15 protein-coding genes are annotated in these 19,622 nt (G+C 67.6%); 5 read left to right on the top strand and 10 right to left on the bottom strand.

The window, feature by feature from the left end; genetic code table 11:
* Nucleotides 1-29: 29 nt before the first annotated feature.
* The 7 genes from glgX to VF329_05785 form a co-directional block, all read right to left on the bottom strand.
* Nucleotides 30-2,096 (bottom strand): glycogen debranching protein GlgX, encoded by a 2,067-nt coding sequence (gene glgX / locus VF329_05815; GenBank protein HEX7080511.1) that lies wholly within the window; start codon nucleotides 2,094-2,096, stop codon nucleotides 30-32.
* Nucleotides 2,093-4,699: an alpha-glucan family phosphorylase gene (gene glgP / locus VF329_05810; protein ID HEX7080510.1), complete on the bottom strand. Its 2,607-nt coding sequence runs from the start codon at nucleotides 4,697-4,699 to the stop codon at nucleotides 2,093-2,095. Before glgP ends, glgX begins: the two co-directional genes overlap by 4 nt.
* A 380-nt stretch (nucleotides 4,700-5,079) precedes the next feature.
* Nucleotides 5,080-8,115: a TonB-dependent receptor gene (locus VF329_05805; protein HEX7080509.1), complete on the bottom strand. Its 3,036-nt coding sequence runs from the start codon at nucleotides 8,113-8,115 to the stop codon at nucleotides 5,080-5,082.
* A 294-nt stretch (nucleotides 8,116-8,409) separates the two neighbouring features.
* Nucleotides 8,410-9,231, bottom strand: a complete 822-nt coding sequence (locus tag VF329_05800) for an extradiol ring-cleavage dioxygenase (protein HEX7080508.1) — start codon at nucleotides 9,229-9,231, stop codon at nucleotides 8,410-8,412.
* Nucleotides 9,228-9,545, bottom strand: coding sequence for an aromatic ring-opening dioxygenase subunit LigA (locus VF329_05795; protein HEX7080507.1), 318 nt, complete (start codon nucleotides 9,543-9,545; stop codon nucleotides 9,228-9,230). The genes VF329_05800 and VF329_05795 overlap by 4 nt, the downstream gene beginning before the upstream one ends.
* Nucleotides 9,546-9,636: 91 nt before the next feature.
* Nucleotides 9,637-11,151, bottom strand: coding sequence for a 5-carboxymethyl-2-hydroxymuconate semialdehyde dehydrogenase (hpaE, locus tag VF329_05790; protein ID HEX7080506.1), 1,515 nt, complete (start codon nucleotides 11,149-11,151; stop codon nucleotides 9,637-9,639).
* Nucleotides 11,148-11,567 (bottom strand): 5-carboxymethyl-2-hydroxymuconate isomerase, encoded by a 420-nt coding sequence (locus VF329_05785; protein HEX7080505.1) that lies wholly within the window; start codon nucleotides 11,565-11,567, stop codon nucleotides 11,148-11,150. The genes hpaE and VF329_05785 overlap by 4 nt, the downstream gene beginning before the upstream one ends.
* Nucleotides 11,568-11,747: 180 nt before the next feature.
* Here VF329_05785 and dapA point away from each other — a divergent pair, with 180 nt between their 5' ends.
* From dapA to VF329_05765, 4 genes are all read left to right on the top strand, one after another.
* On the top strand, nucleotides 11,748-12,653 hold the full coding sequence (gene dapA, locus VF329_05780) for a 4-hydroxy-tetrahydrodipicolinate synthase (GenBank protein HEX7080504.1): 906 nt from the start codon (nucleotides 11,748-11,750) through the stop codon (nucleotides 12,651-12,653).
* Nucleotides 12,653-13,543 (top strand): fumarylacetoacetate hydrolase family protein, encoded by an 891-nt coding sequence (locus VF329_05775; protein HEX7080503.1) that lies wholly within the window; start codon nucleotides 12,653-12,655, stop codon nucleotides 13,541-13,543. The genes dapA and VF329_05775 overlap by 1 nt, the downstream gene beginning before the upstream one ends.
* A 147-nt stretch (nucleotides 13,544-13,690) precedes the next feature.
* Nucleotides 13,691-15,151: a hypothetical protein gene (locus VF329_05770; protein ID HEX7080502.1), complete on the top strand. Its 1,461-nt coding sequence runs from the start codon at nucleotides 13,691-13,693 to the stop codon at nucleotides 15,149-15,151.
* Between the two features lie 36 nt (nucleotides 15,152-15,187).
* Nucleotides 15,188-15,631 (top strand): CHRD domain-containing protein, encoded by a 444-nt coding sequence (locus tag VF329_05765; protein ID HEX7080501.1) that lies wholly within the window; start codon nucleotides 15,188-15,190, stop codon nucleotides 15,629-15,631.
* Nucleotides 15,632-15,751: 120 nt separating this feature from the next.
* On the opposite strand, the gene VF329_05760 is transcribed toward VF329_05765, so the two are convergent.
* Nucleotides 15,752-16,510 (bottom strand): SAM-dependent methyltransferase, encoded by a 759-nt coding sequence (locus VF329_05760; GenBank protein HEX7080500.1) that lies wholly within the window; start codon nucleotides 16,508-16,510, stop codon nucleotides 15,752-15,754.
* Nucleotides 16,511-16,794: 284 nt separating this feature from the next.
* Here VF329_05760 and VF329_05755 point away from each other — a divergent pair, with 284 nt between their 5' ends.
* Nucleotides 16,795-17,958 carry an immunoglobulin-like domain-containing protein gene (locus VF329_05755; protein HEX7080499.1) on the top strand — a complete coding sequence of 388 codons (1,164 nt, stop codon included), beginning with the start codon at nucleotides 16,795-16,797 and terminating at the stop codon, nucleotides 17,956-17,958.
* Here the strand turns inward: VF329_05755 and VF329_05750 are convergent.
* Nucleotides 17,907-18,854, bottom strand: coding sequence for an aldo/keto reductase (locus VF329_05750; protein ID HEX7080498.1), 948 nt, complete (start codon nucleotides 18,852-18,854; stop codon nucleotides 17,907-17,909). The genes VF329_05755 and VF329_05750 overlap by 52 nt on opposite strands.
* Nucleotides 18,855-18,987: 133 nt before the next feature.
* The gene (locus tag VF329_05745; protein HEX7080497.1) at nucleotides 18,988-19,572 is read right to left on the bottom strand and encodes a cytochrome P460 family protein; all 585 of its coding nucleotides are present in this window, start codon (nucleotides 19,570-19,572) and stop codon (nucleotides 18,988-18,990) included.
* Nucleotides 19,573-19,622: the final 50 nt, after the last annotated feature.

Here is a 19,622-nt window from a genome sequence, read left to right as displayed (position 1 = left end):
CGTCGACGCGAACCCGTCCCCGCGCGGCGCTACTCCGCGGCTTCGAATACCGCGAGCGCGTGAAACGCGAGAGCGTGGCGCGGCTCGGTCGCGAAGGGCGCGTCCGCCGGCGCGACGATGTCGTCCGGCGGAGGAAGCGAGGTATCGACGAGCCGTCGCCAGCGGCCTTCCGGCAGCGGCAGCTCGACCGCCTCGGACGACATGTTCAGCATGACGTGCAGCGCCGGCTCGCCTTCCTCGAGCCCGGCGAGTGTGAAGCAGAGGATTCGGCCCTCGGGGTCGTCCCAGTTCGGCGGCTCGAGGCCCGCGCCGTACCAGCGGATGCCGCCCTGCCCGTCGGCCTCGGGATGGATGAAACGCGTACGCCGGAGACTCGCATGGCGCTTGCGCAGCGCGATCATCTCGCGCGTGAAGCGCAGCATCGCGTCGCGCCGCGGATCGGGAGTCCAGTCGACCCAGCCGATCTCGTTGTCCTGGCAGTACGCGTTGTTGTTGCCGCGCTGAGTACGCAGCCGCTCGTCGCCTGCGAGAAGCATCGGGACGCCCTGGCTCAGCAGCAGCAGCGCGACGAAGTTCCGCGCGCGCCGCTCGCGGAGCGCCTGAATCCCGGGGTCGTCCGTCGGCCCTTCCGCTCCGGAGTTCCAGCTGAAGTCGTCGTGAGCGCCGTCGCGGTTGCCCTCGCCGTTGTCCTCGTTGTGCTTCCGGTCGTAGGCGACGAGATCGTGCAGCGTGAAACCGTCGTGGCAGGTGACGTAGTTGACGCTGTTGGTGGGCCGCCGGTCGCTCGCCTCGTAGAAATCGCTGCTCCCGGTGATGCGCGTCGCCGCCTCGCCGAGCAGGCCCGGGTCGCCGCGCAGGAACTGCCGCACGACGTCTCGATACCGCGCGTTCCACTCGAGCCAGCGGAAGCCCGGGAAGCTGCCGACCTGAAAGAGGCCGCCGGCGTCCCATGGCTCGGCGATCAGCTTCGCTCGCGCCAGCACCTCCGAGAGCTCCATGCTCCACAGCACCGGGGCATGGCCCGACGGCCACCCGTCCTCGCCCCGCGCCAGGACGCTCGCGAGGTCGAGCCGGAAGCCGTCGACGTGCATCTCCGTCGCCCAGAACTCGAGACACTGGAGCAGAAAGCGGGCCACGAGCGGATGGTTGCAGTTCACGGTGTTCCCGCAGCCCGTGAAGTCGCGGTACTTGCGCCGGTCCGCGGGGTCGAGGTGGTAGAAGATCTCGTTGGCGAAGCCCTTGAACGAGATCACGGGCCCCGTCGAGCCGCCCTCGGCCGTGTGATTCAGCACGACGTCGAGGATGACGCCGATGCCGGCGCGGTGCAGCGCCTTGACGAGATCGCGAAACTCGTCGCGCGCGGCGCCGGGGGCCGCGTAGTGCGGGTGCGGCGCGAACAGCCCGTAGGGGCTGTACCCCCAGAAGTTGTGGTGGCCGCGCGCGGCGACGGCCGCCGGCACGTCCTGCAGATCGAACGCGGCGATCGGCAGCAGCTCCACATCCGTGATGCCGAGCGACTGGAGGTACGGGATCTTCTCGATCAGGCCCCGGAACGTTCCGGGATGCGCGACTCCGGACGACGGGTGGCGCGTGAAGCCGCGGACGTGCAGCTCGTAGATGATCGTGTCCTCGAGCGGGCGGCGAAGCGGCGCGTCCCCTTCCCAGTCGTAATCGTCTCGCGGCACGACGCGGCCGCGTATCGCCGTCTTGCCTTGACGCCGGTTCGCCTCGCGGTTCCACAACGCGTCGCTGACGTCGCGGGCCCAGGGATCGAGCAGCTCGCGGGAGGGGTCGAAGCGGAGGCCCGCCGCGGCATCCCGCGGACCGTCTACGCGCCACGTGTAGTAGAGCCCGGGTCCCGCGCCGTCGACGAAGACGTGCCAGAAAAAGAACGTGCGGTTCACCTCCGGGTCGAGCTCCACGACCGCGAGGGGCTCGGACGCGGACGCGTGCTCGTAGAGGACGAGCGCGACGCGGGTCGCGTGCCGGCTGAACAGCGAGAAGTTGACGCCGCCGTCGCCGGGGGTGGCGCCCGGGGGGCAGTGCGTCCCGGGTCGCGCGGCAAAGCGCGCGGACCGACCGGCCGGTCCGCTCACAGCCAGCGCATGAGGCCGAGCTCGTAAGGATGCGACAACGCCGGATGGCGCGGCACGGCGCGTATCTCATAGGTCATCGCGCCGGCCCACGGCGGCCGATACTCGAGCCGGTAGCGGCACACGTCGCCCTGCTGCTCTTGCGGCTCGAAGAGCCATATCGCCGCGGCCTCGTCGCCGATGTAGGCGAGCCAGCTCTGGGGTCTGCGATTGTCGGCATAGCCCTGCACGGGCACCGTGAGCTCGGAGCACAGCCGGCGATGCAGCACGCACTCGACGCGCACGTCCTCGGGCCGAAGGCCGTTCAACGTGACGTCGACCTCCATCCGGACCGTGTCGTTGAACGCGACGCGGTCCGGTCCGCTCATGGCGGTCTGCAGCTTGACGCCCGGCCATCGCGCGCGCACGCGGGCTTTCCAGTCCGCGAGCTCGCGCGCGACACGGTAGTCGTCGGCCGCGATCTCCCGGCCGTGCCGCGCGGCCGGCCCGTAGAAGAGCCTGGCGTAGTCGTGCATCACGCGCTGCGAGTTGAAGCGCGGCAGCACCGAGGACATCGAGCGCTTGCACTTCTCGACCCAACCCGGCGAGTACCCGAGCTTCGGATCGCGCGCGTAATAGAGCGGGATGACCTCGTCCTGGAGAATTTCGTAGAGCGTCATCGCGTCCTGGCGGTCGCGCTCCGCCGGATCCTCGTGATTGATCGACGGCGGGATCGCCCATCCGTTCTCGCCGTCGTAGCCTTCCGCCCACCAGCCGTCGAGGACGCTCAGGTTGATCGTGCCGTTGATCGCCGCCTTCATGCCGGAAGTGCCGCTCGCCTCGAACGGATAGATCGGGTTGTTGAGCCAGACGTCGACGCCGGACGTGAGCGACCGGCTCAAGCCCGCGTCGTAGCCCTCGATCAGCAGGACCTTCCCGAGGAACGGCGGCTGATTCGAGATGCGATGGATCTCGCGCATCACCTGTTGCGCCGGCTCGTCCGCGGGATGCGCCTTGCCGGCGAAGATGAAGAGCACGGGCCGCTCGCCGTTGCCGAGCAGCGTCTCGAGCCACGCAAGATCGGTGAAGAGCAGCGCGGCGCGCTTGTACGTGGCGAAGCGCCGCGCGAAGCCGATCGTGAGGACGTTCGGGTTGTCCGGGTCGACGAGATGCGAGAGCCGGTGGATGTGCGCCTCGCTGAGCCCGTTACGGGTGTGCTGGCGCGTGAGCCGCTCGCGGAGCACGGTCAGCATCTCGCATTTCACGCGCTGGTTCGTGTACCAGAAGCGATCGTCGGGGATGTCGCGAATCCGCTCGATCAGCGAGCGGTCGAGCATGCGCTGCTGCCACCCCGGGCCGAGATGCTCGTCGAGCAGGTCGGCCCACGCCTGACGCATGAAGCTCTGCACGTGCACGCCGTTCGTGACGTAGCCGACCGGGTTCTCGAGCGGCGGAACGTCGGGCCATGCCTCCTTGCAGAGCTCCGACGACACGGCGCCGTGAATGCGGCTCACGCCGTTCACGGCGCGCGAGCCGCTCAGCGCGAGCCGCGTCATGTTGAACTCCGAGTCCGGGCCTGTGCGCCCGAGGCTCAGGAGCTCGTGCTCCGTGACGCCGAAATCCTCGAGATAGCCGCGGAAATGACGCGCGATCAGGTCGGCCGGGAACGCGTCGTGCCCGGCGGCGACCGGCGTGTGAGTCGTGAAGATCGTGTCGGCAGCGACCGCTTCGAGGGCGACCTTGAACGGGATGCCGGCCGTCGTAAGCTCGCGGATCCGCTCGAGGATCAGGAAGGCCGCATGGCCCTCGTTGATATGCCATACGGTCGGCCGGAAGCCGACGGCGCGAAGCGCGCGCACGCCGCCGATCCCGAGCACGGACTCCTGCTGCAGCCGCATCCCGCGGTCGCCGCCGTAGAGCACGTGCGTGATCTGCCGGTCGGCATCGACGTTCGCGTCGACGTCGGTGTCGAGCAGCAGGATCGGCACGCGACCGACGTCGGCGCGCCACACGCGCGCGACGATCGTGCGGTCGGGGAACGGGCACGTGACGTAGATGTCTTCACCGGCCCCGTTGCGTGCGGGTCTGAGCGGCGTGTTCTCGGGATCGATATTGACGTACTCGGGGATCTGCTGCCCGTGCCGGTCGATGTGCTGGTTGAAGTACCCCTGGCCGTACAGGAGCCCGACGGCGACGAACGGAAGGCGCATGTCGCTCGCCGTCTTGCAATGATCGCCCGCGAGCACGCCGAGGCCCCCCGAATAGATGGGGAAGCTCTCGTGGAAGCCGTACTCGGCGCAGAAATAAGCGACGAGGTCGTGCTCTCCGAGCCCTGCCGCCTTGTACGGCTGCGGGTGCTGCTCGACGTATGCATCGAACTCGGTCAAGACCTTGCGGTAAGCGCTGACGAAGTTCTCGTCGTCGGCCGCCCGCTCGAGAATTCCCTGGTCCACGCAGCGCAGGAACAGCTTCGGATTGTTGTCCGTCCGGCGCCAAAGGCTCTCGTCGAGCCGATGGAAAAGCCAGCGCGACGCGGGGTGCCAGCTGAACCAGAAATTCGACGCAAGCTCCTCGAGCCGCTCGATCGCCTGCGGCAGGCGGGGGGAAACCTGGAGTGAGAAGATCATGTTCCTCATGGCGCGTTCCAGCAGCCGGCGAAGGAAACGCAATGCCCGCCGGCCGGTCGCGACACGGACCGACCCTCGTCCCGGCAGCGTCGGGGGAACCGGAGCCGCTTCGCCTGGTGCAAGCCGTTAGATTAACCGATCACGGGCGGGCGTCGGGGAGGGGTGCTCCACCGGTCGTCGGCGGAGCGGAGCGTCGCCGGACGGAGACACCCCGCACCGCCGGTCAGCCGACGACCGTTGGCGGAGGCCGATACCGGCACGACTCGGGCATGCGGACCGAGCGGTCCGCATGCCCGGGGAAGTGCCGGTCGGCGAAGTGCCCGAAGTGCACGTCCGGCACCGAATGCACTAGTCGAACGCCCGGCACCGAGTGCATGCGCTCAGTAGCGGAACGTGAAGCCGGCGGTGAACCGGCGGCCGAGGACATCGTAGAGCGCTTCGTTCACCTGCGTCGAGCCGAAGAAGTTGAAGAAACCGGCAACGATCGGCGGCTCCTCGTCGAACACGTTGTTCACATTGCCGTAGATCTCCCATTCGGCGCCGCCCCGCGTGAACGTGTACGACAGCCGCATGTCGGTGTACAGAGTCGACTCGATGGTATTGTCGCTGATCGTCGCATCCGTGAAGCCCGGCGGCGGCGTCACGTTGCCCTCGAGGTCGTCGTTGTTGCGGTAACCGCTGCCGATGTAGCGCTCCTGCACATAGACCGAGAACGGACCGTTGCTGTAATTGACGCCGGCCGTCGCCTTCCATCGAGGCAGGCCCGCGAGGATGTCACCCGCCTCGTTGTCCGTCGGCGCACCGATGTTCGTGATCGAGTTCTCGTCGAGGTAGCTCACCAGGCCGCGCAACGCGATCGAATGCTGGCCGAATTCCTTGGTGTACGTGACCTCGGTGTCGACGCCGCTGACCTTCGCCGCGCTCACGTTGAGGAAGAGATTCTCGACGTTCGTGATGCGTCCGATCGGCTCGCCCGGCAACGTTTCGTCCGAGCGGGTGATCAGCTGGCAGAGCTCCTCGGCGCCCTGGAAGCAATCGTCGACGATGCGCTGCACGCCGAGCTGATCGATGGCGCCTGCGATGTCGATCTCGTACCAGTCCACCGAGAACGAGAGCCCGGGCGCGACCGAAGGCTGATAGACGACGCCCACCGTGAGCGTGTCCGCCTCCTCCGGATCCACCTCCGGGTTACCGCCGATCGTCTGACCGAACGCGTAGCTGATGTTGCCGAGGAACGGATCCTCCGCGGAGGCGCCCTGCCCTTGCCGGTCGAAGCGCTCGGACAGGGTGGCCGCGCGCACGTCCCGCGAGTAGGTCCCGCGCAGACGCAAGTCGTCGTAGATCTGCCAGTCGAGCCCGAGCTTGTACGAAGCAACGCTGCCGCTGCCGGAATAGTCGGCCATCCGCGCCGCGAGGCTCAGATTCAGCTCATCCGCCGCCGCGGCATCCGTGACGAGCGGCACGAGCGTCTCGGCGAAAATCTCCTTCACATTGAAGCGGCCGTCGATGTTCGGCGACGTGGAGAACTGAAAGCCCGACGACACGCCCTGGTAGCCGAGCGGAATGCCCTGAATGCCCCGGGACGGATCGTTGAACGGCACGGCGTCGAAGTCCGGGTCGTTCGTCGGATTCGTGATGTCCGAGACGACCTGATCGATCGAGTCTTCACGATACGACGCGCCGAACGCCACCGACACGGCACCCGCATCGCGGTCGTCCCACAGCTCGCCGTTCGCGACGACCTCGACGAAGTGCTGGACCAGATCCGCGCGCACGACCTTCGTGCCCTCCGTCGCGTAGGCGATCGCTTCGGGCGAAGCACGCCCCTCGCCGAGCAGGTTGAGCGGGATGCAATCGCCGTATCGAGCGGGGTCGAACAGCGCGGCGCGGCATACGATCGAGCCGTCGTCGGCGAACACCGCGTCCATCTGCTGGAAGATGCGGTCGACACGCGGGAAATTGAACATGCGCACGCGATTGCGGTTCTCGCCGTACTGGTAGTAGCCGTCGATGGACCATCCGTCGAAGAAGCCGTCGCCCTCGATCAGCGCGTTGAAGCCGACCGTTCCGGACAGCGTGCCGTTCTCCTGCTCGAAGCGCGCGATGCCGAGATCCGCGCTGCTCGCGAGGCGCGAGAAGCCGACGGACGTGAGGCCTTCCTCGTCCATCAGCTCCTGAACCGTTTCGGGCAGGAACGCGTTGTCGCGGAACAGCGTGGCCTGCCACGGACCGAACATCAGCGACGTGAACGCCGGCGAGTTCGTCTTGTTGTTGCCGTAAAGCGCCTGGACGAAAACGTTGAGGTTCGACGAGAGGTCGTAATCGAAATAGGTGTACGCGCTCCCGCGGTCGATGCTCGGCACGAGACCGCCCTCGCCGCCGCGATCCGCCTCGATGTTGTCACCGCTGCCGCCGCCGAACTGCGGGGCGATCGACTGCGACTGCGTGCCGGTGTCGAAGACGGAGAGCTCGCTCTGCACGAACGGCGTGACCGACCCGTCCGGAAGGAACATCAGCCGATCGAGCGACGTGCCCGGCGCGCGGATCATTCCGCCGAACGTGTACTCGGTGGAGACGACGTTCGGCGCGATGATGAGCTGCGGCCCCACCGCGCCGCCGGATGCGACCCATTCGGGATTCGTGACGGTGCCCCAGCCTTGATACCAGTCGCGGCCCTCGTATCCGTCCACGCCTGCAGCGCTGTAGTAGTCGACGGAGCCGATCCAGTGCGCGCGGTCGCCGATGTCCGTGCCGTACGTGAAGGAGGCTTCCGAATTCTCGGCGTCGCCTTCGCCGGTGAGCCCGCCCTGGAAATGCGTGTCGATTCCGGTGAAGTCCGTGTTCAGAATGAAGTTCGCCACGCCCGCGACGGCGTCCGAGCCGTACGCCGCCGACGCGCCGCCGGTCACGACCTCGACACGCTCGATCATCGCCTCGGGGAACACGTTGATATCGGTGGTACCGAGCCGATTCGACGACACGATCCGGCGGCCGTCGAGGAGCACGAGCGTGCGGTCGGATCCGATGCCGCGAATGTTCAGGTTGCTCGCGCCGGCCGTCCCCGCGAAGTTGAACTGCGTCTGCGGGCTTGCGTTGTTGAAGAACTGCGGCAGCTGGTTCAGCGAATCGATCAGGTTGCCGGGCGCCATTTGCGCGAGCTGCCCGGCGTCCACAGCCGTGACCGGCGTCGGCGTCGTCATGCCGGTGCGCTGAATCCGCGAGCCGGTGACCGTGATCTCCTCGGGCGCACCCGGCGGCTGAGGGGGCTCGACTTGAGCGTTCGCGAGGCCGGCCACACCCGCAGCCGACAGCACGCAAGCGCAGGCGACGCCGGTCCTGACGGCGAAAGCGATTCTGGAAAGACGCAAGGACTGGCCGCGACGGTGCGCGCGGCGCAAAGCAGGACGATGTTCCATATCCGCCTCCTTGGCCGACTGTGGTCCAACTTGCCCGATTGTAAGCTTGACGCAACACTCTTCTCAAGCCGCCCGACAAACCGAAAATATAGGTAGTTTCCGTAAGTTACGAGAACACAAGGCCAAGGGTATCGGGCGAATTGTGTGCAGTGCGCGACGATATCGAGCCCATATTATGTCGAAGTCGTGAAGCGCTCGATCAAGACGTGCGCCGCCGGCCGACGGCGCCGGGAGGAACGGGATCAACCGCCGCGGGACGCGGCCGGCTGCGCTTGCGCCGGCTCGCTCACGTCGTCACCGCACCGTCATCGTCGCGACGGTGCAGCCGACCGCGAAGATCGGGATCGGCGCGTAGAAGAGCAGCTCGCCGCCGGCGCCTTCCGTCGCGCCGGCGACGGCGACGAACGTGCGGATCTCGAACCCGCCCTGACCGGCGTCGCGGAACGTCTCGGCATCGCTGTAGGCGAGGAGTGCCTCGCGATCGTTGCGAATGAAGCGGTCGAGGAACTCACGGTCCCAGGCCTCGTTGATCGTGCCCGAGTCCGGTGTAGCCGGCCAATGCGAGATACCGCCGGTGCCGACGAGCGCAATGCGCTCGGGCTGCGCGTCGCATGCACGACGCAACGCCCGGCCGAACTCGTAGGCACGCGCGAGCGGCGTCAGCGGCGGCCCCTGGCAGTTGATGTTCACCGGGATGACAGGCAGATCGAAGCGCGGCGTGAGGAAGTGCAGCGGCACCATGATGCCGTGGTCGAACTTCCATTCCTCGGCGTAGGCGAGGTCGATGTCGCGCAGCATCGCCTCGATGAGCCGCCGCGAAAGGTCACGGTGGCCGGGCACGTCCGCTCGGGCGATTCCGAGCCATTTCTCGTCCTCGATCGGACCTTCGTACACATCGGCCATGCCCATGCAGTAAGCCGGCATGTTGTTCATGAAGAAGTTCGCGAAATGCTCGGCCGCGATCACGACGAGCGCGTCGGGTGCCGAGGCTTCGAGCCGGGCACGAAGCTCGTCGAGCTTCGCGTAGAACGCGTCGCGGACCGCGGCGTCGGCGCGCTCGGCGCGTCCCGTGATGCCCGGCGCATGGCTGCATGCTCCGGCGAAGACGAGGCTCATCGTTCGCGGTCCTCGAGCAGCGTGTAGAGGCCGCCCCGCACCGGGCCGTATTTCTCGACGCCGGCCCTCATCGCGGCGATGTACTCGTCCCAGCTCTGCCCGAGCAGCGCCGAGTAATGCATCAGCAGCTGGCCGTTCACGCCCATCACGTAGAGCAGCCCGATATCGCCTTCGACGATCGCGCGCCGCTCCTCGTCCGTCAATCGGTACTCACCGAGCAGCTCGTCACGGTCGTCCGCGAACCGCCGCCGCACCGCCGGGTCCCGGTTCAGCTGCCACAGCAGCTTCTGCACGTAATACAGGCTCATACCCATTCCGAAAAAAAAGGTGTCTGACACCTTCTTCCGGGAATAACGTGTCAGACACCTTTTCGAGGAAAAAGGTGTCTGACACCTTTTTTCGACATCAGGCGCCGAGGGACGGCACTCGGTGGGTGCCCAGGGCGACGCAGACGTTTTTCGTCTCCATGTAGAAGTCGAAGCTGTAGTCGCCGCCGTCGCGCCCGATGCCGCTCGCCTTCATGCCGCCAAACGGCGCCGGCAAGTGCCGGTTGTTCTCCGAGTTGATCCAGACCATCCCGACGTCGAGCGCACGCGCCATCCGGTGCGCGCGGCCGACGTCGCTCGTCCAGACGTAGGCCGCGAGGCCGTACCGCACGCCGTTCGCGATCTCGACCGCCTCCGCCTCGTCGTCGAACGGCATCACCGTCAAGACCGGCCCGAAGATCTCCTCCTGCGCGACGCGCATCGAAGGTGCGGCGCCGACGAGCACGGTGGGCTCGACGAAATTGCCGCCGGCGGCCGCCCGCCGCCCTCCCACGGCGACCCGGACGCGCTCCTCGGCGGCGACGTCGAAGTAGCCGAGCACCTTCTCGACGTGGCTCGTATGGATCAACGGGCCGATCTCGGTGGCGGGATCGAGCGGATGGCCGACGCGGATGCGCCGCGCCCGTTCGACGACGCGCTCCACGAGCCCGTCGTGCAGGGGCCGCTGCACGAGCAGCCGGCTCGACGACGTGCAGCGCTCGCCGTTCAAGCTGTAGATCATGAAGACGACGGCCTCGAGCGCGCGCTCGAGATCCGCATCGTCGAAGACGATCACCGGATTCTTGCCGCCGAGCTCGAAATGCACGCGCTTCAGCGTCGGCGCCCCCTGCGCCATGATCAGGCTCCCCGTCGCCGACTCGCCGACGAACGCGATCGCCTTGATCGCCTCGTGCTCGGTGACCGCCTTGCCGGCGGACTCGCCGAGGCCGTGCACGACGTTCAGCACTCCGGGCGGCAGGCCGGCGTCGGCCGCGATCTCGGCCAGCAGGTCCGCCGTGAGCGGGCTCCACTCCGCCGGCTTGTGCACGACGGTGCAGCCGGCGGCGAGCGCGGGCGCGATCTTCCACGTGGCGAGCATGAACGGCGTGTTCCAGGGCGTGATCACGCCCACCGGCCCGATCGGCTGGCGCAGCGTGTAGTTCACGTGCTCGCGCGCGGGCAGCGACAGCCCGCTGCCGGCTTCGGGCGCCTTGTCCGCGAAGAACCGGAAGTTCTCGGCGCCCCGCTTCGCGGCCGCGGCCATGAAGCGCACCGGCTGGCCGGTGTCCATCGACTCGACGAGCGTGATCTCCTCGGCGCGTGCTTCGATGGCGTCCGCGATCCGGTGCAGCAGCCGGCGGCGCTCGGCGCACGGCAGATCGCGCCATGCGGGGAAGGCCGCTTGCGCCGCGGACGCGGCCGCATGCACGTCGCGCTCGTCGCCGGACGCGACGCGCCCGAGCAGGCCGCCGTCGATCGGCGAGCGGTTCTCGAACGTGCCTCCGCCTGCGGACGGCCGCTGCTCGCCGCCGATCCGGTGCGCGAGCGGCTGCTCGCGGTAGCGCTCGAGATACCGTTCCGCCTTCGCGAGATTCTCCTGCAGCCGATCGCTCATCCGTTCGATGCGCCTCCTTGCGCGCGTTCCTTCCGCTCGGCCACGTACCGATGCAGGTTGTTCTTCTTGAAGTTGAGGTCCGGATGCGACTCCTCGACGTGGAACGAGATCGCGAGCGGACCTTCCGCATAGAGCGGCTCGAGGCAATCGGTCAGCGCCGCGAAAAGGTGCTCGCCGGCGCGGCGCCGCACGTCGAGGGGGCGGCCGTGCCCGATCAGCGCCGTGACGTGCACGAACGCGTTCGCGGGATCGCAATCCGCGATCCGGTAGTGGTCGGCGCGGTGGGCCCGGACGCGGATCCCGCCGAGCGGAAAGACACCGGTTTCGAGCGCCGCGCGATAAAGCACGTCCAGCAGCCCGTCGAGATCGAGGCGCCCTTCCAGGTTCGCGGAGTACTCGATGGTCAGGTGTGGCACGTCGCAAAGCTCCGTTGCGGCGGAGGCGCGGCTTCGGATGCCGAAAGGCGCTGCCTGCGCCATTCGGCATGCTAGAGGCCGGTCGCGAGCGGCGTCAATCGCGCCCGGCCGCGCCGCCGATTGCCGGCGGGACGCGGCACGTCGTACGCTCGCCGTTCGGGACGTGGCGAGCCGAGGACAATGAGCAGCATCGAACGACTGCGCGGATCCATCCCGCCGCTGATCACGCCGTTCGCCGGCGGCGAGGTCGACTACGACACCTACGCGCGAATGGTGGAGTTTCAGATCGAGCAGGGCTCGGACGGCATTCTCGTGAACGGCACGACGGCCGAGCCTTCGACGCTCACCGTCAAAGAGCGCAACCGTCTGGTCTCGCTCGCCGTGGAGGCGGCGGCCGGGCGCGTGCCCGTCGTCGCCGCCACCGGGTCGCAATCGCTGCGCGAAAGCGCGCTGCTCACGGAGCACGCCGTCGCGGCCGGGGCCGATGCGCTCCTGATCGTCACGCCGTATTACATCCGCCCGCCGCAGCGAGGCCTCGTGCGCTACTACCTCGCGCTCACGGCGCAGCTCGAGACGCCGTGGATGGTCTACCACATCCCCGGCCGCACGGCCGTCAGTGTCACGCTCGATACCCTGAAGGCGCTCAAGGACGGCTCGCCGAGCTTCGTCGGGATGAAGCATGCGGTGAACGATCTCGGCTTCGTCTCGGAGTGCCTCGCCGCGCTAGGACCGGACTTTCGGATCTTCGTCGGCCTCGAGGAGCTCAGCTTTCCGATGATGGCCGTCGGGGCGTGCGGGCTGATGAACGCGGTCGGCAATCTGCGGCCGCGTGCGCTCGCGGATCTTTGCGCGGCCGTCGACCGCGGCGATCTCGCGCAGGCGCGCGCGCTGCACGACGCGCTGCTCGAGATCAACAAGGCCGTGTTCTTCGATACGAACCCGATTCCCGTGAAGTACATGATGATGCGCTGCGGGCTGATCCCGAGGAACGAGCATCGCCTGCCGATGACGCCGGCAACGGAGGAGCTCGCCGCGAAGCTCGATTCGGTGCTCGCGCGGGCGGGCCTCCTCGGCGCCGGCGCCTGATGCGCCTCGCGAGCTTCACGGCGGCCGGCTCGCCGGGTTTCGGGATCGTCGCCGACGGCGGCATCGTCGACCTCGGCGGCCGGCTCGCGGATTGCAGCTCGCTGCGGGCGCTTCTCGAGCGGGACAATCTCGCCGCGGCGCGCGCGCTCGCCGGCCGCGCACCGGACTACGGCTTCGACGACGTGCGCCTCCTGCCGACGGTGCCCGATCCGGGCAAGATCGTCTGCATCGGCATCAACTACCGCAACCGCGATCGCGAGTACGGCGCCTCGCCCGTGGAGGAGCCGAAGTACCCGAGCGTCTTCTTCCGCACGCCCGAGAGCCTCGTCGCGCACGGGGAACCGATCCTCCGGCCGCCGGAATCGGAGCAGCTCGACTACGAGGGCGAGATCGTGCTCGTGATCGGGCAGGCCGGCCGACGGATACCGGAGGCGCACGCACTGCGGCACGTCGCAGGCTTCACGTTGATGAACGAAGGCTCGGTACGCGACTGGCTGCGGCACGCGAAGTTCAACGTGACGCCGGGAAAGAATTTCGCGCGTTCCGGGAGCCTCGGCCCGTGGATGGTCACGGCCGACGAGATCCCGCGCTGTGATGCGCTGCACCTCACGACCCGCGTGAACGGCGAGGTGCGCCAGGACGACACGACCGCGAATCTGATGTTTCCGTTCGCGCGGCTGATCGCCTACGTCTCGACCTTCATGCCGCTGAAGCCGGGCGATCTGATCGCCACCGGCACGCCGACCGGCGCCGGCGCACGTTTCGATCCGCCGAAATACCTGAAGCCCGGGGACGTCGTCGAGGTCCACGTGCCGGAGATCGGCACGCTGCGAAACCCGGTGGCCGACGAGATCGTCGACGGGGAGCGCTCCACGGCGCGAACGACCTGAACGGCTTTCGATGCTCGATCTCGCGGGCAGGCTCCGACGCCGCTCGCGGCGCGCGGACACCCTGCCCCGGTGGACCTGAAGCCCGCGCGCGGGTTATTTTCTCCGTAGCACCACAGAGCGTTTTGCCGAATTCATTAGGAGCGCGCGATGCACGCACAGATAACCCCGATTCGCGCCGCACTGATCGCGGCCGGGTTCGCCGCGATGCCGGCGGTCACGGCGTATGCGCAGATCAGCGACGACATCCGCGGCGAGCCGAGCGAAGCCAACCATTTCATCGGGACCCCGGAAGGCTGGGAGCATCCGATGACGCCCTGGGGGGACCCGGATATCCAGGCCACGCTCGACATGATGCAGGCTTCGCGCGTCCCGCTCGAGCGCTGCGCGGACAGCTACCGGCCGAACGCGCCCCCGTGCGACCTCGACCAGAAGTGGGTTCCGGAGGAGGAATACAACCGGCGCATGGAGGAGTACCGCAATCGCGTCGACCGGACCGCCGAGGCGCTCGCGCGCGGCGACCTTTCCACCGCGTTCCGGGGCGGCCAGCCGAATCGCATTCCGCAGCGGCAGACCAACCTGCTCGTGGATCCGCCGAACGGCCTGCTTCCGCCGCTGACGCCCGAAGGCAAGCTGCGCGCCTACGAGATGGGCAGCGACTGGGCCTTGCCGGGCGAGGACATCACGTTCGAGTCCGTCGAGAACTTCGACAGCTGGGACCGCTGCGTCACGCGCGGGATGCCGTCGATGATGATGCCGTACCGCTACAACGGCGGATTCCGCATCTGGCAGACGCCGAACTACGTGGTCTTCCAAACCGAGATGATTCACGAGGCCCGGATCATTCCGATTGACGGCCGCGCTCCGCTGGACCCGGCGATCAAGCAGTGGCTCGGCGAGTCACGGGGGCACTGGGAAGGCACCACGTTCGTCGTCGAGACGACCAACTACCGCGACGGCATGGCGGTCAACAATCCGATGATCAATCTCGCCGTGCAAGGCTCGCCGCCGGGCAACCGCTTTCCGGCCAGCGACCAGATGAAGACCACGGAACGGATCATTCGTCTGAACGACGACACCTGGCTTTATGAAATCACGACCGAGGACCCGGTCATCCTGACGGAGCCGTTCACGGTCCGTTATCCGATGCGGCACGATCCGGATTACGTGTTCCCGGAGTACGCCTGCCACGAGGGCAACACGATCGTCCGCAACTACATCGAAACGAACCGGTACGAGCGCGCTCACCCGACGCCCGAGCCGGAGCAGCCTCCGGTCGAGGTCGCCGCGGACGTGGCCGATGCGCTCGCGGGCCGCTGGGTCGGCCGCCCGCGGATCGTCACGATCGACCTCGATATCGAGCTCGAGTTCACGAAGAACGCGGACGGCACCGTCAACGGCAAGCTGATCGGCACGACGCTCGGCGAGATCGACAAGCCCCTCAGGGACTTCAGCATCGACGGGCGCAAGCTCGAATTCACGTTCCCGAACGTCGACCCTTGGAGCGCGACCGTCACGCTGACCGAGGACGGGACGCTGGAAGGGGGCATCTACAGCATTCAGGGCACGATGCCGGTGACCTTCAAGCGGATAGATGCAGCGGGCAGCTGAATCGGCAGGCGGCGCACAGGAGACCGAATAGTGAAAATGAACCTCGAACTCCGCAACAGACCTTCCGTTCTCGCGGCAGCGGCGTGCGCCCTGCTGCTCGCGCCGCTCCTCGCGTTCGGCGAGCAGGCCACGTTCGAAGTGACCCTGTCGGGCCCGGAAGCGTCGGGTGATCCGGACGGCCGGGGAGAGGCCACGGTCACGATGAACCCGGAAACGAACGAGGTCGAAGTCCGCCTCAGCTACTCGAATATCGCCCCGCCCACGGCACTGCACATTCGCGAAGGCGCGGTAGGCTCGGAGGGAAACGTCGTCGTGCCCATCGTGATCGAAAGCAACGAGGACGGCACGCTCGTCGGCCGGAGGAAGTCGGCGAAGCCGAACATCATCGCGACGATCGCGGCCTCGCCGGAGAAGTACTACCTCGTCGTCCTCAACCGCGAGTACCCGGTCGGTGCCCTTCGCGGCCAAATCCGCAAGTGACGGAAGGCACCTGATCGCCCGCGGCCCGATGTCATAGACCGATTCGCAGCTCACCGATCCGACCGCCGCGGGATTCGCGCCCCGCGGCGGCGGCATCGATCTCTCGGGGCCGGGCCCGCGCTACTCGGACGGCTTTTCGAAGCGCAGCACGAAGCGGTCGGTGTTGCCGGCGATTTCGGGGTCGAAAATCCCCGACGAGTGATCGTCGGCTTCGTTGCGCAGGAAGTCCGCTTCGTCGGCGAGCCGAAACCCCGCGGCCTCGATCTCGTCGACGACGATCCGTTTCTCGATGCGGTGCAGCGCTTCGACCTGGCTCGCGCCGACGCCCTCCCCGGCCTCGTGGTCGATGATCCCGTAGACGCCCCCGGGCTTCAGCGCGGCGAAAACTTTGCGATTGAGCACGCCGCGATCCTCGTCCGTGAGGAAAAGATCATGGTACGCCATGACCATTATCACGGCATCGAGAGAGCCGTCCTCCGGCAACGCGATTTCATCGACCGGGCCGTCGATTCTCACGACACTCGCGAACGCCGGCTCCGCGAGAAGCGCATCGAACGCATCGCCGAAAAACTCGTCGAAAAAAGGATTGTTGCCGGCGAAGACGCGGCCTTCGGGACCGACCAACGGGACGAGGATTCGCGTCCAATAGCCGCCGCCCGTAAGCAGATCGGCGACGTGCGCGCCCCGTTCGATGCCGAAGAACTCGATGACCTCGGCCGGGCGGCGGCTCGCATCCCGGTCGCGGTCCTCTTGGGGACGGGCCGGACTTTCGAGAATCGACGCGAGGTCGGGTTGAGCCATCGCTCGAGACGGCGAGACGACGCTAAAGAGCACGACGAGCAGCGGCACCACCCACTTCATCGAGAGCACCTCGTTCAACAGCCTACATGCCGGGCCGAGGAGGTTTGCCGGCCGACCACCGACCGCGCACACCCCCCGACAGCCGTCATTCCTGCACACAAGCGGCAATCGGGTCAAGAATCGAAACGACGCCCCGGCGCGGAAATATCGGGGCGCGGCAGGCCGCACCGTGCGGCTGCCAATCCTGGCGGCACGCTTCTTGCCTGCTTATTCATCAAACCCAGGAACGTCTCTCGAATACAAAAAGAATGCGCTTAGAGCCTTTTTCGCGGCGACTGGCCGTAATCACCGCCCTGGTAGCCTTGATCGCCAACGCACCGGCGCTCGCCGAGCTCGTCTTCACGAGCGAGCCGCCCACGACCGCGACCGTCGGCCAAACCTACTCGTACCGGATGACCGCCGAGAACGTCCCCGACGACGACGATCGCGACGATGACGATGACGACGACGACGGCCGACTCCGATTCATCGCGCGAGCGCTGCCGCGGTGGCTCGAGTTCGACGGACACGACACGATTTTCGGCACGCCCGGTCTGGAAGACATCGGCGAGCACCGGATAAGGCTGCGCGCCAAAGTGAAACGCGACGAGGTCGATCAGGAGTTCTCGATCACGGTCGACGTCGTGCCGAGCGGCCCGCCGCCGGAAGGCGCGGACCTCGCGGCGTCTATCACCGTGACCCCGAATCCCGCCGCCGTCGGCGATCGCGTCACTTGGCAAGTGACGGCGCGGAACCTGGCGGATGCCGACGTCGCGAACTTCGTTCTCGAGACCGCGTTCTCCGGCGATCCGCCCTTCGGCATCGACGCCGTCGACGACCAATCCTGCTCCATCGAGCCGCGCGGGGATCAAACGGCCGTCGTGTGTCGCTGGTCGCCGCTCTTGGCCGGTGCAGCGAGATCCGCCGACGTGAGCGCCATCGCGAGCGCGGCCGGCGAGGTCCTCGCCGTTGCGCGCGTGTCCATAGTCGATGCCGTCCCGACCGACCGGAATCCCGCCAACGACGAGGCGCGCGCCGTGTTGCGCGTGACGGAGGCCGGGCCGGGCGACGGCGGGCCCGACAGCCCGCCGGTCCTCACGTTGAACGGCGACTCGACGATCACGATCACCGTCGGCGAGACGTACGACGACGCCGGTGCGAGCGCCGTCGACGACGTCGACGGCGATCTCACGAGCCTGATCGTCGTCGACAACCCTGTCGATACGAACGTGATAGGCCGATACAGCGTCACCTACGACGTCGTCGACAGCGCCGGAAACGTGACCACGGCGACGCGGACGGTCGAGGTCGTACCCCGGGAGCCCGCCGGCGGCGGCGGAGGAGGCGCGGCCGGGGCGGCGCTGCTGCTGCTCGTTTCGTGCGCGATGCTCGGACGTCGCGGCAACGCAAAGACGCGGGGCCCACGACGAAGAGCTCACTCCGAGCGTTGCCCCGCGGCGGCAAATCGTTTCCGGGCTTCTTCGTAGAGATCGTTCGGCAGCGGCCCCTTGGCGGCCGCCTCCACGTTGTCCTTCAAGTGCGCAAGGCTCGCCGTTCCGACGATCGTGGTCGACATGTCGGGATTGCTGATCGTGAAGCGCAGCATGAATTCCATCGGCGTGATGCCCTCGAGCAGGTCGTCGGTCTTCGTCTGCTGCCACAGCCGCCGTCTGGCCCGGAACCCGGCCTGGAGAAACGCGGGATAGTCGTCGATGACCGACTCGTCCTTGACGAACACGCCCCGCGCGACGCCGCCGCGAATCACGATGCCGGCGCCGCGCCGCGCCGCCTCGTGAATCAGCGCTTCGTGCTCGCGCTCGAGCACCGAGTACGGAATTTGGAAGACGTCGAAGACCCCCATCTCGATGTGCTCCTCGAGCTCGGGACGAGTACCCGACATCCCGATGAAGCGGACCTTGCCTTCGTCCCTGAGCGCCTCGAGCTCCGCGAGAGAGTCGTCTCGCTCGAGGACCGAGCGCGACGGGCTGAGATGGAACTGCACGACGTCGAGATGATCGGTCTTCATGCGCGCAAGGCTCTGCTCGACGCCGGCGCGGATGTTCTCCCGGGTGAAGCTGTGCGGCTTGCGATCCTCGTAAGGCACGTCGGGCGGCTCCACGGGACAACCGCACTTGCTCGCGAGATAGAACTCGTTGCGGCGATGCGCAAGGTGCCGGCCGATCAGCTCCTCGGAGTAGCCGTAATCGGGCGAGGTATCGATGTAGTTGATCCCGTGGTCCAGCACGCCGTTCAGGAGGGCGCTCGCCTCACCGGCCGACAGGCGCGGGAAGTGATCGACCCCGCGCAGCTCCATGGCGCCGTAGCCGAGCTTCGTCACCTCGAGCCCGGTACGGCCGAGTATCGACTTCGGCAGTGTGCTCATCGGTTCTCCTTCCCCGCTCGCCTCGATCGATCAGGAGAGACTCATGCGTCGGTACCCGGAGTATCGCGCAATCCGCGTCGGTGTGCAGGAGGATGGACCGGGACGGCGCGCGCGGAATGCGCCCGCGGCGCTGCTAATCGGCGAAACGGCGCACCGGAGGGTAGAACTGCGTGAACGTCCCGTCGAAGGCGCCGTGCTCGGCGTGGCAAGCGACGCATTCGCTGCCGAGCGGCAGCTTCTCGCTGACCGCGGTCCCGGGCGGGTACTGGAAGAACGCACGGCCTTCCTCCGGATACCGCTCGCGATCGATCACGTGGATCTCGCGGAGGGCGACGTCGCCCTGCACGAAGCCGCGAAGCGCGGGCTCCGGCTTCTCCTGCGTGCGGTAGAACGTGAGCAGCAGCATCGTGCCGTCCGCATAGCGGCCGTGCTCGAGCAGATAGCGGTACGCGCTCGGCTCGATCTGCGCGACCGTGATCGGGCCGGGGTTCGCGGGGTCGAGCACGCCCTCCTCGTAGCCGCCGCCGATGCCGGTGCCGAGCACGATCCACTCGTCGGTATTCGCCGGAAATTCGAGATCGCCGCCGTCGGTGTAGCGGGCCGCCGTGAGCGCGGCATCCGCTTCGCCGTTCGATTGACCGAGCGCCGCGCCGGCCGCGACGAGCACCGCGGCCGCCGAGAGCGCCGCCGCTACGGCATTCTGAACAGAGAGTCGCATCGCTACGCCTTCCGGCACGTCGCCTCGACGCCGGAGATACCGGCGCCGGT

The sequence above is a fragment of the Gammaproteobacteria bacterium genome (assembly GCA_036381015.1).
GTDB lineage: Bacteria > Pseudomonadota > Gammaproteobacteria > Steroidobacterales > Rariloculaceae > ZC4RG20.
The sequence above is the reverse complement of the archived record's forward strand: the minus strand, read 5'-3'. Positions and strand labels throughout refer to the sequence as shown.

Excerpts from the sequence above, each read along its gene's own strand:
- VF329_05750 (HEX7080498.1), bottom strand. The coding sequence starts at position 18,854 with ATGAGCACACTGCCGAAGTCGATACTCGGCCGTACCGGGCTCGAGGTG.
- glgP (HEX7080510.1), bottom strand. The coding sequence starts at position 4,699 with ATGATCTTCTCACTCCAGGTTTCCCCCCGCCTGCCGCAGGCGATCGAG.
- VF329_05775 (HEX7080503.1), top strand. The coding sequence starts at position 12,653 with ATGCGCCTCGCGAGCTTCACGGCGGCCGGCTCGCCGGGTTTCGGGATC.
- VF329_05795 (HEX7080507.1), bottom strand. The coding sequence starts at position 9,545 with ATGGGTATGAGCCTGTATTACGTGCAGAAGCTGCTGTGGCAGCTGAAC.
- VF329_05765 (HEX7080501.1), top strand. The coding sequence starts at position 15,188 with ATGAACCTCGAACTCCGCAACAGACCTTCCGTTCTCGCGGCAGCGGCG.
- VF329_05800 (HEX7080508.1), bottom strand. The coding sequence starts at position 9,231 with ATGAGCCTCGTCTTCGCCGGAGCATGCAGCCATGCGCCGGGCATCACG.
- VF329_05805 (HEX7080509.1), bottom strand. The coding sequence starts at position 8,115 with ATGGAACATCGTCCTGCTTTGCGCCGCGCGCACCGTCGCGGCCAGTCC.
- VF329_05745 (HEX7080497.1), bottom strand. The coding sequence starts at position 19,572 with ATGCGACTCTCTGTTCAGAATGCCGTAGCGGCGGCGCTCTCGGCGGCC.
- hpaE (HEX7080506.1), bottom strand. The coding sequence starts at position 11,151 with ATGAGCGATCGGCTGCAGGAGAATCTCGCGAAGGCGGAACGGTATCTC.
- VF329_05770 (HEX7080502.1), top strand. The coding sequence starts at position 13,691 with ATGCACGCACAGATAACCCCGATTCGCGCCGCACTGATCGCGGCCGGG.
- dapA (HEX7080504.1), top strand. The coding sequence starts at position 11,748 with ATGAGCAGCATCGAACGACTGCGCGGATCCATCCCGCCGCTGATCACG.